This is a genomic window from Candidatus Pantoea rara (genome assembly GCF_051136265.1).
Lineage (GTDB): Bacteria > Pseudomonadota > Gammaproteobacteria > Enterobacterales > Enterobacteriaceae > Pantoea > Pantoea rara.
This window is the reverse complement of the sequence record NZ_CP194942.1, coordinates 1,941,032-1,955,415: the sequence shown is the minus strand read 5'-3', so window position 1 is coordinate 1,955,415 and position 14,384 is coordinate 1,941,032. Positions and strand designations below refer to the sequence as shown.

15 protein-coding genes are annotated in these 14,384 nt (G+C 54.3%); 8 read left to right on the top strand and 7 right to left on the bottom strand.

Annotated features, from left to right (window positions below; genetic code table 11):
• Positions 1 to 100: 100 nt before the first annotated feature.
• Complete coding sequence (locus ACR8BF_RS09205) at positions 101 to 700, top strand: FMN-dependent NADH-azoreductase (protein WP_434745901.1); 600 nt, start codon at positions 101 to 103, stop codon at positions 698 to 700.
• A gap of 65 nt (positions 701 to 765) precedes the next feature.
• On the opposite strand, the gene ACR8BF_RS09200 is transcribed toward ACR8BF_RS09205, so the two are convergent.
• The 3 genes from ACR8BF_RS09200 to ACR8BF_RS09190 are packed head-to-tail and all read right to left on the bottom strand — an operon-like array spanning position 766 to position 3,931.
• On the bottom strand, positions 766 to 1,104 hold the full coding sequence (locus tag ACR8BF_RS09200) for a YdbL family protein (protein WP_434745900.1): 339 nt from the start codon (positions 1,102 to 1,104) through the stop codon (positions 766 to 768).
• Between the two features lie 11 nt (positions 1,105 to 1,115).
• Positions 1,116 to 1,304 (bottom strand): YnbE family lipoprotein, encoded by a 189-nt coding sequence (locus ACR8BF_RS09195; RefSeq protein WP_003853757.1) that lies wholly within the window; start codon positions 1,302 to 1,304, stop codon positions 1,116 to 1,118.
• Positions 1,301 to 3,931 (bottom strand): YdbH family protein, encoded by a 2,631-nt coding sequence (locus ACR8BF_RS09190; RefSeq protein WP_434745899.1) that lies wholly within the window; start codon positions 3,929 to 3,931, stop codon positions 1,301 to 1,303. The genes ACR8BF_RS09195 and ACR8BF_RS09190 overlap by 4 nt, the downstream gene beginning before the upstream one ends.
• Positions 3,932 to 4,076: 145 nt before the next feature.
• Here ACR8BF_RS09190 and ACR8BF_RS09185 point away from each other — a divergent pair, with 145 nt between their 5' ends.
• On the top strand, positions 4,077 to 5,069 hold the full coding sequence (locus ACR8BF_RS09185; RefSeq protein ID WP_179895677.1) for a 2-hydroxyacid dehydrogenase: 993 nt from the start codon (positions 4,077 to 4,079) through the stop codon (positions 5,067 to 5,069).
• 46 nt (positions 5,070 to 5,115) lie between these two features.
• Here the strand turns inward: ACR8BF_RS09185 and ACR8BF_RS09180 are convergent, their stop codons facing one another.
• Positions 5,116 to 5,391, bottom strand: a complete 276-nt coding sequence (locus tag ACR8BF_RS09180) for a putative hemolysin (protein WP_179895676.1) — start codon at positions 5,389 to 5,391, stop codon at positions 5,116 to 5,118.
• A gap of 184 nt (positions 5,392 to 5,575) precedes the next feature.
• Between ACR8BF_RS09180 and ACR8BF_RS09175 the strand changes: the two genes are divergently transcribed.
• From ACR8BF_RS09175 to ttcA, 4 genes are all read left to right on the top strand, one after another.
• Positions 5,576 to 6,232 carry an MgtC/SapB family protein gene (locus ACR8BF_RS09175; RefSeq protein WP_179895675.1) on the top strand — a complete coding sequence of 219 codons (657 nt, stop codon included), beginning with the start codon at positions 5,576 to 5,578 and terminating at the stop codon, positions 6,230 to 6,232.
• Positions 6,233 to 6,439: 207 nt separating this feature from the next.
• Positions 6,440 to 6,697, top strand: a complete 258-nt coding sequence (locus tag ACR8BF_RS09170) for a hypothetical protein (protein ID WP_434745898.1) — start codon at positions 6,440 to 6,442, stop codon at positions 6,695 to 6,697.
• A gap of 685 nt (positions 6,698 to 7,382) precedes the next feature.
• Positions 7,383 to 7,541 (top strand): hypothetical protein, encoded by a 159-nt coding sequence (locus ACR8BF_RS09165; protein ID WP_434745897.1) that lies wholly within the window; start codon positions 7,383 to 7,385, stop codon positions 7,539 to 7,541.
• Positions 7,542 to 7,730: 189 nt separating this feature from the next.
• Positions 7,731 to 8,666 (top strand): tRNA 2-thiocytidine(32) synthetase TtcA, encoded by a 936-nt coding sequence (gene ttcA, locus ACR8BF_RS09160; protein WP_434745896.1) that lies wholly within the window; start codon positions 7,731 to 7,733, stop codon positions 8,664 to 8,666.
• A 517-nt stretch (positions 8,667 to 9,183) separates the two neighbouring features.
• Here ttcA and zntB read toward each other — a convergent pair.
• The gene (gene zntB / locus ACR8BF_RS09155) at positions 9,184 to 10,167 is read right to left on the bottom strand and encodes a zinc transporter ZntB (protein WP_179895672.1); all 984 of its coding nucleotides are present in this window, start codon (positions 10,165 to 10,167) and stop codon (positions 9,184 to 9,186) included.
• Positions 10,168 to 10,285: 118 nt separating this feature from the next.
• A complete protein-coding gene (locus tag ACR8BF_RS09150; RefSeq protein ID WP_434745895.1) occupies positions 10,286 to 11,905 on the bottom strand; it encodes a peptide ABC transporter substrate-binding protein in 1,620 nt (539 codons plus the stop codon).
• A gap of 152 nt (positions 11,906 to 12,057) precedes the next feature.
• Here ACR8BF_RS09150 and mpaA point away from each other — a divergent pair, with 152 nt between their 5' ends.
• Positions 12,058 to 12,765 carry a murein tripeptide amidase MpaA gene (gene mpaA, locus ACR8BF_RS09145; RefSeq protein ID WP_179895670.1) on the top strand — a complete coding sequence of 236 codons (708 nt, stop codon included), beginning with the start codon at positions 12,058 to 12,060 and terminating at the stop codon, positions 12,763 to 12,765.
• On the opposite strand, the gene ycjG is transcribed toward mpaA, so the two are convergent.
• On the bottom strand, positions 12,740 to 13,723 hold the full coding sequence (gene ycjG, locus ACR8BF_RS09140) for an L-Ala-D/L-Glu epimerase (RefSeq protein ID WP_434745894.1): 984 nt from the start codon (positions 13,721 to 13,723) through the stop codon (positions 12,740 to 12,742). The two genes, mpaA and ycjG, sit on opposite strands and share 26 nt — an antisense overlap.
• Before the next feature lie 146 nt (positions 13,724 to 13,869).
• Here ycjG and tpx point away from each other — a divergent pair, with 146 nt between their 5' ends.
• Positions 13,870 to 14,373 carry a thiol peroxidase gene (gene tpx / locus ACR8BF_RS09135; RefSeq protein WP_013357974.1) on the top strand — a complete coding sequence of 168 codons (504 nt, stop codon included), beginning with the start codon at positions 13,870 to 13,872 and terminating at the stop codon, positions 14,371 to 14,373.
• The last annotated feature ends 11 nt before the right edge of the window (positions 14,374 to 14,384 follow it).

The window sequence follows — 14,384 nt, the reverse complement described above, 5'->3', positions numbered from 1 at the left end:
ACATGGGTCTCGAAATATTGCGCTTTCACCGCGCCATCGATAACCGTAGAGTGTAAACCATTGAGCGGAAACTCTTCCGCGTTACAGACAGGAAACCACCATGACCAAAGTTTTAGTTCTGAAATCAAGCATCCTCGCAGGCTACTCACAATCAAGCCAGCTCGCTGACTTCTACGTTGAACAGGCAAAGGCACAGGGTAAAGAAGTGACTGTACGTGATCTGGCTGCTAACCCGATTCCGGTTCTGGATGGCGAGTTAGTGGGTGCAATGCGCCCTTCCGATACGCCACTGTCACCGCGTCAGCAGGAAGCACTGGACCTGTCCGATGAACTGATTGCAGAACTTCAGACTCATGATGAAGTGGTCATTGCCGCGCCAATGTACAACTTCAATATTCCTACGCAACTGAAAAACTATTTCGACCTGATTGCCCGTGCTGGCGTGACGTTCCGCTACACCGAAGCAGGCCCGGAAGGTCTGGTTAAAGGCAAAACTGCGGTCGTTATCTCAAGCCGTGGCGGCATTCATAAAGACACCCCAACCGACCTGCTGACCCCATACGTTAAGCTGTTCCTGGGCTTCATCGGCATCACTGATGTTGAGTTCGTGTTTGCTGAAGGCATCGCTTACGGTCCGGAAGTGGCCAGCAAAGCGACGGCTGAAGCGAAAGACGCTATTAAGCAGATCGTGACCGCATAAGTCTGAGCCATCTCAGGATGACGCTGTAAAAAAACCGGGCCTCGCGCCCGGTTTTTTTTCGCCTGTTACTGACTGCTGTCTGCTTCTTTTCTCAACCATTGACCATTTATGCCGCGCACATACTCTCCTGCAGCCGCACGGCTCACCAGCTTCTGTCCGGCAATACTGGCAACGTCGGCCGTGGAGAGATTATTTTGCTCTGCCAGCCGCTGATACTCCTGCTGACGCCCGGCATTAATCCGCTGCACCAGCGCCAGCGTATCACTGTCCTGCGAACGTGCCGCCAGATAGCCGGAGAGCGTTTCACCTGCACGGCCTGATTGCCTTGCCTCATCCAGCGTCAGTGCCCAGGCAGGTTGCGTCATCGTCAGGGCGAGTAACAGCGCCGCGCTTATGCGTTTCATCGTGGATCTCCTCAGAACAGTCCGCTCTGGTTTTTCAGTAACGCCTCCACGTCTTTATCAACTTTGATGTGAATCTCATGCTCGATTTTCACGTTCATGTTGATGGTGATGGGGTCTTTGGGTGCCGTGACTTCAATGCGCGGCACGCAGCCGATGCTCAGCAGTCCGGCTGCCAGAACCAGTAGTGGCCTCAGGCTCATGGTGAAGTGTCCTTGTTCGATGGCAAAGTCGCATGTTGCTCTAACCAGGATTGCAAATTATCGCCAAAGCGCAGGCTGCGCCAGAGCTGAAACAGGTTTTCCTGATGACGATAGTTGAGATTGACCGTCTGACGACGGTTACTGAACTGGCTGACGCCCTGTACCTGCGCCGCCATGGTGAGGTCGCCGAGGTTATTCAGATTGATTGTCGCCCAGGTGCGGGAGACTTCCATATAGCGTAACCAGTCCAGTGCGGCGCCGGTCGCTACGTTGTTGCGGGTAATCGCATCTGCCATATCTTTATCCAGCCGGAAAGTCAGCGGACCGCTGTTGGCAATCCACCCTTTCTCCACCAGCCAGCGCGGGTTATTGAGCCACAGCGGCAGCTCGCCGTTAACCTTGCCTGACATGGCAAACTGTTTAGGCTTCAGCGCCGTCACCAGCTCGCTAAGGCTGATATTACGCAGCGACACCCTGGCAGGTTCATGCTGCGGCATACGCAGAGATGGCAGCGTGATTTGCCCGCCCAGCACATCAAGGCTGACATCCTGTAATGTCAGCGGTGTCTCTTCAGACCACGGCCAGTTACCCTGCAGATCGGCACGAATATTCTGCATCGCAAACTGGTTCTTCACCTCGGCAATGCGCAGTGACACCGGGCCATGCTGACCAAACTGCCATTGCTGCTCATGGAACCTGAACGGCAGTGAGAAGTCGATACCGTTCACCTGACTGTCCGGCGTCCAGACGCTGCCCTGTTTAACCGTCCAGTGGCCTCCGGCCTGGAAGCCCTGCTCACTGGCGGCGGAGAAAGCGACCTGTGCCTGCAAACTGCCGCCCTGAATCTGCATTTTCATGTCGGGGCTGAGCAGCGGCTGAAACACGGTCAGCGACTGTGCCGGCCACCACGCCTGGCCGCGTAACCGTTCGCCGTCCCAGCGGCCGTTCACCCGCAGCGGGCCAACCTTGCCCGCTTTTAATTCGCCACGCCAGAGAAAATAGCCGGGATCGCGGCCTTTCGCCTCGAAGTCCAGCGTGGAGTCAGCCAGACGGCCGCCATAGCTGAAGCGGGTCGGCCCCGCCTGCAGTCTGAAATGGCCGTTGAAGGAAGGTTGCGCCGCATCGCGCTGCCATTTTACGGGTTCAGTCAGTGTCAGACGCGGGTTTGCGACGTTAACGCTGCCATAGGCCAGCTGATTAAATCCGGTGGAGAGCGTATCCAGGTGGATCATTGTGTCGTGCCAGCCGCCAGTGCCTTTAACATCCCAGCGCGCCTGCAGCGGCAACATCTCGCCACCTCCCCAGTAGCGCCAGTTCCATTCGCCCTTATCAGGCCAGAAATCCGTGGCGCGACCATCAAGATGAAGCCGGAAGCGGCCAAAGCTGGCATCGTGCGCGTTGAGAATAGCCTGCAGGCGGCCATCAATACCCTGCGAGGAGAGTCGCACACCCGCCAGCGGCCAGCGCGCCTCATCAACCTCCAGCGTTGACAGCAGTCGACCCCGCAGACGCAGCAGCGATTTGGGTTGCAGTACTAACTGAGGATCGAGCAGCGAGCCGCTGAGTACGCCTGGGATGGAACCATAGAGTTGCAGATCAGCCAGCTTGCTTTCGCCGGTCAGCTGAAATGGCAGATTGCTGTTGGTGAGGCTCAGGTTGCCGGGACCGAGGCCCAGGACCACGTTGCCCTTGCCGCCGCGTCCCTGAGTCAGCAGGTTGATGCGACCGGTGATCTGACTGCCCTCCAGGCCCGACTGCCAGTTATCCAGCGTCAGGTTAACAAACCCTGACAGCGGCTGGGCCGCCAGTGGCCAGACGTATTCGCCCTTTTCAATCCGAATCTGATCGCGGCTAATCTGCCAGGGCAGTCTGAGAAGCGGCCGGTTCTCTTCCGCCATTGCCACGCGCAGCTCGCCCTGCTGATGCTGCCAGTTAAGGCTCAGTTGCAGCGGATGCGGCAATGCATTGAGTGCCAGCTTTCCGGCTACCTCGCCATTCACCGGCAGATCCGTGGCGAAGGTGGGTAACTCAAGATGACCACTCAGCGTGATGGGTTCAGGTAGTGCGGGATGAGTGAGCGTCAGGCGGCTGATCGCGAGTTGCTGACCGGTCAGCGTAGCCGCCAGTTGCAGATTATCGCCCTGGTAATTGAGTTGCTGGCGATCTTTTTCCAGCGTCAGATCCAGCGCGCCCGCATAGGTCTGCCACGGCGCGACGATCAGCTTGCCCAGATGAACGTCAGCGCCCGGCAACATGGCCTGCCATTCGGCCAGGGTTTTGGGCGCTGTCGTGCTGCCGTCACCAACAGGTAATTTTTGCAGACAGGTGCTATCCAGCGTCAGCTCTTCCGCATTGAGTTTCCACCGGGACTGATGCCAGCCCAGTGATACCGCCTCTACGGTTGCCAGCGAGCAATCGCCTGCGAGATAACGAATCCGGGGCAACCACAGGCCGCCCTCACGCCAGCGCGGTGCACCGGTCAGCTCAATGCGGGTCGTATCAGGCAGCCAGATGCCGACCAGCCTTGGCAGCCATTGTGTCACTGTCAACATCAGGCCGAGCAGCAGCAGAATCAGCGCCAGAATGGCCGCCAGCCGTCGCCGAAAAATCCGTGGCATAAAAGCCATAATCCTTTCCCTTACCCTATCCTGACGCCGATGATGGCATGTAATCTGCCTGAGGTGAAGGACTGCGCCAGGTGCAGGTCAGCTGTTTCAGCAAAGTCAGTCAGAAAACGTTATCCTTGAAATATCACTCTGCAGGAGCATAACGATGAAGATCGCGGTATACAGCACCAAACATTACGATCAGAAATACCTTGAGCAGGTTAATCAGCAGTTCGGCTTTGAACTGGTTTTTTTTGACTTTTTACTCTCTGAAAGTACGGCCAAAACCGCTGTGGGATGCGATGCCGTCTGCATCTTTGTAAACGATGATGGCAGCCGTCCGGTACTGGAGGAGCTGGCCGGGCTGGGTGTGAAAACTATCGCGCTACGCTGTGCCGGCTTCAATAATGTTGATCTGACCGCGGCGAAAGAGCTGGGGCTGGAGGTGGTGCGGGTGCCGGCTTACTCACCGGAAGCGGTCGCTGAACATACGATCGGCCTGATGATGACCCTGAACCGCCGTATTCATCGTGCTTATCAGCGCACCCGTGACGCAAACTTTTCGCTTGATGGGCTGACCGGCTTCAACATGCATAACAAGACCGCTGGCGTTATCGGCACCGGTAAAATCGGGATTGCGACGATGCGCATTCTGAAAGGTTTTGGTATGCGGCTGTTGGCATTTGATCCCTACCCAAGTGAGCAGGCGCTGGAACTCGGTGCGGAATATGTCGATCTGAAGACGCTGTTTGCGGAATCCCACGTTATTACGCTGCACTGCCCGCTGACACCGGAGAATCATCATCTGCTCAACGCCGATGCGTTTAAACAGATGCGCGATGGGGTCATGATCATCAACACCAGTCGCGGTAGTTTAATCGATTCCCAGGCTGCGATTGACGCGCTAAAACAGCAGAAGATTGGCGCACTCGGCATGGATGTTTATGAAAATGAACGTGACCTGTTCTTTGAAGATAAGTCGAATGATGTGATTCAGGACGATGTTTTCCGCCGTCTGTCAGCGTGCCATAACGTGTTGTTCACTGGCCATCAGGCGTTTTTAACCGCCGAAGCGCTGACCGCCATTTCTGAAACGACACTGAATAATCTCAGCCAGCTCGACCGGGGTGAAGACTGCCCGAACCGACTCACTGCCTGACTAATCTCAGGATGACTGTGCGGGCCGGAGCCATCCGGCCTGTCTATCAGCGTGCGCAATTCCCGCCAATCAACGCTTGCTCATCACAGCGACGACCATTCACTAACTGACACATTCCCACACGCGTTCCATCCAGCTGATGCGAAAACGCCAGCGTTCCACCCGCATTCGAACAGGTGCTTTCTGCCAGGGAAGACATCACCACACGTGGCTGGATATGGGCGGCGGTGGCTTGTTGCGGTGGCTCGTTATCATCACTGTTACTGCTGCAGGCAGAGAGTAATAACGCGGCACCAGCCAGCAAAAAGGGGGCTGCTTTCATCAGTCGGACTCCGGGAATGGGGGTAATAGGCTGGCTCAGCATATGTCAGGCAGCACAAGGGGTCGAGAGGTGAAACAGCTTTTTACAAAATTCTCCGACATCATTTGCAAGCAGAATTATCTTGTTTACCTGTTATCGCTGAACTGGCACCCTTTTTCGGCCCCTATTATTTCGGAGTTAAGCCATGTTAATGGATATGTTAATTCGCATCGCCCTGGCCGGTATCCTCGGCGGCCTGATTGGCCTGGAGCGCCAGATGCGGGCCAAAGAAGCGGGACTGCGTACCCATATTCTGGTTGGTATCGGCAGTGCTATGTTCATGCTGGTGTCAAAATATGGTTTCGCCGACATGCTCACCAGCGACCATGTGGCACTGGACCCCAGCCGTATTGCAGCCCAGGTTGTCAGCGGCATGGGCTTCCTGGGCGCGGGGACCATTATGATTCAGAAGCAGGTGGTGAAAGGCTTAACCACGGCGGCGGGATTATGGGTGACGGCGGCGATTGGTCTGGTGATCGGCAGCGGCATGTATGAGATCGGCATTTATGGTACGGTGCTGGCGCTGGTGGTGCTGGAAGTGTTCCGCCGTCTGAGCCATCTTTTAATCGGCAAACATCATACGCTGCTGGTTTTCCTTAAGCCTAAAAGTGTGCCGTTGGTACTGCTGGTTATGCAGCGCGAAGGCATTCGCTACGGCAACGTGACAGTGGTTAATCGTGATGAGGAAAGTGGTCTGTGTGAACTCAGCGTTCAGGTGACGCTATCTCGCAAGTCAAACGATGCCCACCTCTATGATAAGGTCATGGAGATTAAGGGCGTGCAGTCACTGGAGATGATGTAACTCCCCCTCTATATACCCTTCTCTTCAGACACGGCCAGACAGGCATCCGCCGCCAGCAGAGGGCAGTCACCGCCCTCTGCTGGCTATTCAACTCTCTTCTGTAAAAATCAGAATCGCTGGCAGCCTGACCTGAAACATAGAGCCCGCCTGGAATTGATGGCATAATCTGTCACTGTTTATTAGTGTGATAATTTTATCCGGAAACCAATGCCTCATAAATCTGACCTTCCTGAAGATGCCTTATGCGCTTCAGCGCCTAAAAATCGGGTAGCGATAAGCGTGCTGATTTTTACGCTGATTGCGGGTGCTATCGCCATCATGGTGATTCTGGATCATCGTAATACGGTAAATAATGCGCTGGAGACCGGGCAATGTCTCGCTGAGGAAGGGGCAGAAGATTTATTTGAAGCACTCAGGCATTTTTTACATCACGCCTATCGCTGGATTTTCAGAGCCTGTGGCTGACAGTACAACTCCATTGCACATTCAGTGCAGCAGAAAATGCAGTAATCCGTGTCGGTTTACCAGCAGCAAAATGCCACAATACATGACTGCAACATAGCAGAGTAAAAAGAGTAACAGCATCATAATAAATTTGAGGCCATACTTTTTTATTTTTTGACGTCTAACCGAAAGTCTCATAATCGTTAATATTTGATTCATTTTACTCACATATATAACCGGACATTAAACGGCTTCATCTGCAGCCTGTATTGCCGAAATGTGCGAAACGAATAAGCTGTCGAAGCAGACATTATAATAATTCCCTGATACGCACAATCCATCGCCTGTTCCTTAACAATTTACTGATTATCATGACGTAAATGATACATATTCGCGCTAAATAAGACGACATCAACATCTACAAGCCTGACACAAAACGGTTTGATTTTAATGCGATACATTATTTTTCAGCAAGATGAAGTGTAATTATATACGCGCAGTATTAACGCATACTCAACAGGCGGCACTTATCAGCATGCGATATCTGAAAATCAATCACGGTTCACAAACTCATCGCTAATGGATTTATGAAAAAATATTTAATTTGATTCGTGCAAAATCATAAGCGCACCAACAGGACCTCTGTTTATAGGGGATTGATTAATAGCGGCGCATGCTGTTTTTATTCCCGCATCCGGAAGCATGAATGAAAACGCTGTTACTTCTCACTGTCATATTAATGACCGCCGGCTGTGCGACAAAAAAAGAACATTTGCAGGCTGATGCTAATCAGGCATCACTGCCCTTCTGCTCAACGTACAGTAGTGAGATCGATTGTCAGTGGGAAAATGTTCCCACCCGCTGACATCGCGCATCCACGACTCGCCGCCTCCGGCAGCGATTATCCGCTGATTACTTCACTCCAGTACTGGCATTCGTGGCAACAATCCGTACCATACGCTGCATATTCGTGACACCGCAGTGAAGTGTCTGGCTGAGCGCGCACAGTAATTTGCCCTTCAGCTACGCTTTCTGGTTTTTGAGATAGGTGAAAATGCAAGATAATCAAACGGTTGACAAGAAAGAACAGTACAATCTGAATAAACTTCAGAAACGACTGCGTCGTAATGTCGGCGAAGCCATTGCAGATTTTAATATGATTGAAGAAGGCGACCGCATCATGGTCTGCCTGTCAGGCGGTAAAGACAGCTACACCATGCTGGAGATTTTGCGCAGTCTGCAAAAAAGTGCGCCGGTCAATTTTAGCCTGATTGCCGTTAACCTCGACCAGAAACAGCCAGGCTTCCCCGAGCACATCCTGCCGCAATATCTTAAAGCCCAGGGCGTTGAGTACCGGATTATCGAAGAAGATACCTACTCTATCGTCAAAGAGAAAGTCCCGGAAGGCAAAACCACCTGCTCACTCTGCTCGCGCCTGCGCCGTGGCATTCTCTATCGCGTTGCGACTGAACTGGGTTGTACTAAAATTGCGCTGGGCCACCATCGCGATGACATCCTGCAGACGCTGTTCCTGAACATGTTCTACGGCGGAAAACTGAAAGGTATGCCGCCAAAGCTGATGAGCGATGATGGCAAACAGATCGTGATCCGTCCGCTGGCCTACTGCCGTGAGAAAGATATCATTCGTTTCTCAGAAGCGCGTCAGTTCCCGATTATCCCGTGCAACCTCTGTGGTTCTCAGCCAAACCTGCAGCGTCAGGTTGTCGCCGATATGCTGCGCGACTGGGATAAGCGCTATCCTGGCCGTATCGAAACCATGTTCAGCGCAATGCAAAACGTCGTGCCGTCGCACCTGGCAGATATCAATCTGTTCGATTTTAAAGGGATTAAGCATGGCGATGCTGTCGTTGATGGCGGCGATCTCGCTTTTGATCGTGAAACCCTGCCGTTGCAGCCTGTGGGCTGGCGTGCTGATGAAGACGATGCGCCGGATCTTAGCGTACGTCTTGATGTGCTTCAGATTAAATAAGCCCCTTGCAATTTTAAGGGCGTGCTGCTGGCAGCACGCCCTTTTTTTATATGTTGCGGTGTGGCGGTGGATCCATTATCGGCGGATATTCCGGATCGGTCGGCTGATCAGGCTGGGGCTGCGGGTGGGGAATGGGCTCAGGAATCGGGACTGGATCCGTAGGGATCGGCTCGCTGTTAAAAATCGCGCTCATGCCGTACTCCTTTTCTTGCGAATGGACTTTAAGCTTAGGAAAGGATTGGCGTTCCAGCCAGGCGGGCAAAAAAAAAGCCGGCACAATGGCCGGCATGTTTCGAATTAAATGTGCTATGCAATAATTCTAAATATGGAAATAAGACAATATGGAGCGCAACGCCCATCGCTTGACGTTGCATTCACCTGCGGGAGAGAGTTTGCGTCAGCGGCGACATTCGGTTATTGATGTCGATCAGCTTTTGTTTTCTTAACGCGATTTTCAGCCCACCCGACGGTACTTCCGTAATCAAATGAGACTCCTGCCGGGGTCACCTCTCCCTCACTAAAGCCAGTGCCGTTTGCGCAGGTAGCCCGCGACCCCCACCGCCAGTGCCACCAGCAACAGACAAAAGATAGTAAATCCATACTCCCATCCGCCGCCTGGAATGCCACCCAGGTTGACACCAAACAGGCCGGTCAGGAACGTGGCGGGCAAAAAGATCATCGCCATCAGTGACATGGTATAGGTGCGGCGGTTCATCGATTCTGCCATCGCAGAGGCGACTTCGTCAGCCAGAATCGCAGTGCGCGCCACGCCCGCATCCAGATCATCCAGCCCGCGCCCCAGACGGTCGGCGATCTCCTGCATCCGGCGCCGTTCGCTGTCATCCATCCAGGCCAGTTTTTCACTGGCGAGCCGGGCATAGACATCCCGCTGGGGTGCCATATAACGCCGCATCACAATCAGCTGTTTGCGCAGCAGACCGAGCTCGCCGCGCGCGGGCATCTGCTGGTCAAGCAGCGCATCTTCCAGCTCGATGATTTTGTCATGTAACTCTTCGATAAATTCACTGGTGTGATCGGTCAGGGCATCACAGACATCAACCAGCCAGCTGCCGCAGTCAATCGGGCCGTTGCCATTTTGCAAATCAGTGAGCACTTCATCGACGGCAGAAACTTTACGCCGTCGGGTCGAAACGATGAGCTTATCGTTGATAAACACCCGCATCACCACCAACTGGTCGCGACGCGCATCGGTATTGTGGTTGACGCTGCGCAGCACGATCATAAATCCGTCGCCCAGTCGGCTGACGCGTGGACGCATGCTGTCGCCCGCTAAGGCGTCACGCACGGCATCGGGGATCTGTGGCGTCGACTGCAGCCATTCTGCGCTCTTGCTGTGGGTATAGTTCAGATGCAGCCAGCAAGGCTGCTCACACTCGATAACTTCATCTTCAGCAATGGGGATCATCCCCCCCTTGCCATCCAGCTGGCACGAGATGATAGCATCTGAAACCTGTAATGCTTTTCCTTCAATGACGTCCACAACGTTGCCTCACCACTAATATCAATACGATACAGTCTAACGTGACGGCGTTGAGTTGCAATCGCAGGGCTGTGAAGAAAGATGTCAGCAGGTGGCCGGAAAATCGGCCACCACAGGCTTAGTGCTTTTCAATCCACAGTTCACGGCTGTAGGCGACATCTTCAGGGTTGGTGATCGGATAGCCTTTAACCCAGGGTTTAATCAGTCGGCCATTGGTGTACTGATAAAGGGGGGCGATCGGGGCCTGCTCAGCCAGGATTTGCTCGGCACGATTGTAATCGCTGTTACGTGCCTGATCGCTGGTTTCACGGCTGGCTTTAGCGATAACCGCATCATATTCCGCGTTACTGAAGCGTGAGATGTTGCTGCTGTTGCCAGAAGTCAGCAAATTAAGGAAGGTTGAGGGCTCGTTGTAGTCGCCGACCCACGAGGCCCGAATCACATCGAAGTTTCCGCTGTTACGGCTGTCAATATAGGTTTTCCACTCCTGGTTATCCAGGGTGACATCCACACCGAGATTCTTTTTCCACATTGAGGCCACGGCAATCGCAATCTTTTGATGACTCTCTGAGGTGTTATAGAGCAGTTTGAGTTTTAATGGCTTGCCGGGGCCATAACCGGCGGCAGCCAGCAGCGATTTGGCCTGCGCATTCAGGCTATTCTGATCGTGCTGTTGCATGAAAACAGGCAGAGGCTTAAAGCCTGCAGTGACATCGGGCGTAAAGTGCCATGCCGGTTTCTCTCCGGTACCCAGTACTTTTTCGGCAATCACTTTTCGGTCGATTGACCAGGTCAGCGCTTTGCGCACCCGCACATCAGCCGTCGGCCCTTTCTGCGTGTTAAACGCATAATAATAGGTGCCTAACTGGTCGGGTGTGTAGACCTCTCCCGGCAACGTTTTCTTCAATAGCGCATACATATTTTTAGGGAAGGATTCGGTGATATCGATATCGTTGGCACGATAACGTTTGGTCGCGCTCGACTCTTCATTGATGGGCACAAAGGTCACTTTTGTCAGCACCGAATGTGCATCATCCCAGTAGTGAGGATTACGGGTCAGGACGATCTTCTCGTTCACGACCCGCTCGCTCAGCTGATAGGCACCGTTACCGACCAGTTTGCCGGGTGCCGTCCAGCTCTCACCTTCCTGTGCGATTATTTTCTGGGGCACCGGGAAGAGCGCCACGTTGGCCACCAGCGCCGGGAACCACGGCACAGGACGATCCAGCGTCACCCTCAGCTGGTATTTACCCTGGGCAGCCACGCCAAGCTTATCGGGCGTCATTTCGCCTTTGGTAATCGCCGCAGCATTTTCAATGCCACTCAGGCCTGCGAACCAGGCAAAAGCAGAACTGTTTTTGGGATCGACCAGGCGCTGCCAGCTGTAGACAAAATCCTGAGCAGTGACCGGATCGCCGTTCGACCAGCGCGCGTTATTGCGCAGGGTGAAGACCCAGGTTTTGTTATCGCTGCTGCTCCAGCTTTGCGCCACACCCGGTACAATTTTGCCCTGCGCATCCTGATTAGTCAGGCCTTCAAACAGATCCCGAATCACCTGAATTTCCGGCAGCCCCACCGCTTTGAGCGGATCGAGGGAAGCGGGTTCATCTTTAATGTGGCGGACGATCTGCTGCTGTTCAGCCAGCTGCGCGCCAGCGGGAGGATTCGCCGCGATGGCGGGTGTGAGGATGCTGCTCAGACTGATTGCTGCCAGCGTCATGCGAAAGGTCTTTACCATTATCACTCCTTTACCCCAAAGAAGTGCTGCACCAGTCTGTTGCCGATGCAGCTTGTGCAGGGCACTTTATCGCAAATGGCTGACAGATAAATAGCTATTTTCCGCGTACGGCTTTTCCGCTACTTTTAGTAAAACCTTATGAGGAAATGAGTATGTCGCCACTCCATCCGCGTACCCTGCGCGGCAAACTGGATGTTCCGTATCAGCAGTATGGCCGCTCAGTGCTGGGTGCACCGCTGCTGTGGTTTCCGGCCCCGTTGGGCGATCCCGACAGCGGTCTGATCCTGGCCGGCACCCACGGCGATGAGAATGCGGCCATCGCCACCCTCTCCGCTGCATTACGGACGTTACCCGATGGCATGCGTCGGCACCACGTGGTGCTGGCGGTCAATCCGGATGGCTGTCAACTGGGGCTACGCGCTAACGCAAACGGCGTCGATCTCAACCGCAACTTCCCGGCGGCGAACTGGCAGTCAGGCGAGACGGTTTATCGCTGGAACAGTGCGGCCGATGCGCGCGATGTGGCGCTGTCGACCGGCACCCATCCGGGTTCTGAACCGGAAACCCAGGCGCTCTGTGCCCTGATTCATCAGCTGAAACCGCGCTGGATCGTCTCATGGCATGAACCGCTGGGCTGCATTGACGACCCGCATCAGGTGGAGATTGGCGGCTGGCTGGCCAGCCATACCGGCCTCCCCCGCGTCAGCAGCGTCGGTTATGATACGCCCGGCTCATTCGGCAGCTGGTGTCACGATCTCAGCCTGCCTTGCGTGACCGCTGAAATGCCGGTGATTTCAGTGGATGAAGCCACAGAGACCTATCTTGAGATGATGGTTAACCTGCTGCGCTGGCAGCAATAATCAACTGACCGTTGCGCACGGTGATTGCCGGTTCTGAATCCACCGCCAGCCAGGTTGGCCCGTCAAGATCCGCGAAGCGGGTCTGCGGTACCAGCGGCAGCGCAGCGTGTATCGCCCGTGAGGTGCAGAGCATGCAGCCGAGCATTACTGCAAAACCCTGCTGCTGGGCGGCACCCGCCAGCGCCAGCGCCTCGGTCAGCCCGCCTGCTTTATCCAGCTTGATGTTGACCATCTCATAACGCCCTCGCAACGCCGCCAGGCTTTCACGGGTATGACAGCTCTCATCGGCGCAGATCGGTAAGGGATGGATAAAGTTCGCCAGCGCCGCATCTTCACCTGCAGGCAGGGGCTGCTCCAGCATCGCCACATTGATGTCCGCCAGCAACTGACAGCGTGCCGCCAGGCCTTCGGCATGCCAGGACTCATTTGCATCCACAATCAAAGTCGCTTCCGGCACGGCGGCGCGGATCGCCATCAGACGTTCGGTAATGAAATTATTATCCAGCTTAACTTTCAGCAGCGTTGCCCCATGCTGCCACAACGCGAGTGCGCTGCTGGCCATCGCTTCGGGGGTATCAATACCGACGGTCTGCGCGGTCACCACATCCTCAGGGGGAGTGACGCCGTTAAGCTGCCAGAGGCTGCTCTGCTGCTGGTGCACGGCGAGATCCCACAGTGCGCTGTCGATGGCGTTGCGCGCGGCCCCGGCAGGCAATGCCTGCTGAAGCGCCTCACGTGTCATGCCCTGCTGTAGCGCAGGTAGCAGGGTACCGATTTGCGCCAGTACAGAGGCTTCGCTTTCACCGTAACGGGCATACGGTGTCGCTTCTCCGACGCCTTTTACGCCGTCTTCCTCGATTTCAACCACCACCACTTTAACTTCGGTCCGGGTTCCACGGGCGATGACAAACGGCGTATGCAAGGGCCAGGCTTCGGGATAACTTTTTACCGTTCTCATTTCCACTCCACAATGTGTGACGCAGTGGGAGAGCGCCACGTTAAATTCCACAATTGAACTCGTAAACCCTTAACTTTTATGTCATAAACAACGGCTATCTTTAGCCGTTTTGTGTCAGATCTTTTTTATCATCAAAAGGAATCACTATGTCTCAGACTGTTCATTTTCAGGGTAATGCCGTACCGGTTGCAGGTCAGTTTCCTCAGGCTGGCGATAAAGCCAAAGCTTTCACACTGGTCGCTAAAAACCTGGTCAACGTCGCGCTCTCTGAGTATGCAGGAAAACGCAAAATTCTGAACATTTTCCCAAGTGTTGATACCGGTGTCTGTGCTTCCTCAGTGCGCAAGTTCAATCAGGCAGCAAGCGAGCTGAATAATACGGTGGTGTTATGCATCTCTGCCGATCTGCCCTTTGCTCAGTCGCGTTTTTGTGGCGCAGAAAACCTGAGCAACGTGGTAACACTGTCGACGCTGCGCGGTTCAGAGTTTAAGTATGACTATGGCGTGGAAATTGCCGATGGTGCGCTGGAAGGTCTGACCGCACGTGCCGTGATCGTGCTGGATGAGAATGACAAAGTGATCTACAGCCAGCTGGTTGATGAAATCACCACTGAGCCAGATTACGACGCTGCGCTGGCCGCGCTGAAGTAATAAAAAAAGCG

Excerpts from the sequence above, each read along its gene's own strand:
- ACR8BF_RS09205 (WP_434745901.1), top strand. The coding sequence starts at position 101 with ATGACCAAAGTTTTAGTTCTGAAATCAAGCATCCTCGCAGGCTACTCA.
- ACR8BF_RS09200 (WP_434745900.1), bottom strand. The coding sequence starts at position 1,104 with ATGAAACGCATAAGCGCGGCGCTGTTACTCGCCCTGACGATGACGCAA.
- ACR8BF_RS09195 (WP_003853757.1), bottom strand. The coding sequence starts at position 1,304 with ATGAGCCTGAGGCCACTACTGGTTCTGGCAGCCGGACTGCTGAGCATC.
- ACR8BF_RS09190 (WP_434745899.1), bottom strand. The coding sequence starts at position 3,931 with ATGGCTTTTATGCCACGGATTTTTCGGCGACGGCTGGCGGCCATTCTG.
- ACR8BF_RS09185 (WP_179895677.1), top strand. The coding sequence starts at position 4,077 with ATGAAGATCGCGGTATACAGCACCAAACATTACGATCAGAAATACCTT.
- ACR8BF_RS09180 (WP_179895676.1), bottom strand. The coding sequence starts at position 5,391 with ATGAAAGCAGCCCCCTTTTTGCTGGCTGGTGCCGCGTTATTACTCTCT.
- ACR8BF_RS09175 (WP_179895675.1), top strand. The coding sequence starts at position 5,576 with ATGTTAATGGATATGTTAATTCGCATCGCCCTGGCCGGTATCCTCGGC.
- ACR8BF_RS09170 (WP_434745898.1), top strand. The coding sequence starts at position 6,440 with ATGCCTCATAAATCTGACCTTCCTGAAGATGCCTTATGCGCTTCAGCG.
- ACR8BF_RS09165 (WP_434745897.1), top strand. The coding sequence starts at position 7,383 with ATGAAAACGCTGTTACTTCTCACTGTCATATTAATGACCGCCGGCTGT.
- ttcA (WP_434745896.1), top strand. The coding sequence starts at position 7,731 with ATGCAAGATAATCAAACGGTTGACAAGAAAGAACAGTACAATCTGAAT.
- ACR8BF_RS09150 (WP_434745895.1), bottom strand. The coding sequence starts at position 11,905 with ATGGTAAAGACCTTTCGCATGACGCTGGCAGCAATCAGTCTGAGCAGC.
- mpaA (WP_179895670.1), top strand. The coding sequence starts at position 12,058 with ATGTCGCCACTCCATCCGCGTACCCTGCGCGGCAAACTGGATGTTCCG.
- ycjG (WP_434745894.1), bottom strand. The coding sequence starts at position 13,723 with ATGAGAACGGTAAAAAGTTATCCCGAAGCCTGGCCCTTGCATACGCCG.
- tpx (WP_013357974.1), top strand. The coding sequence starts at position 13,870 with ATGTCTCAGACTGTTCATTTTCAGGGTAATGCCGTACCGGTTGCAGGT.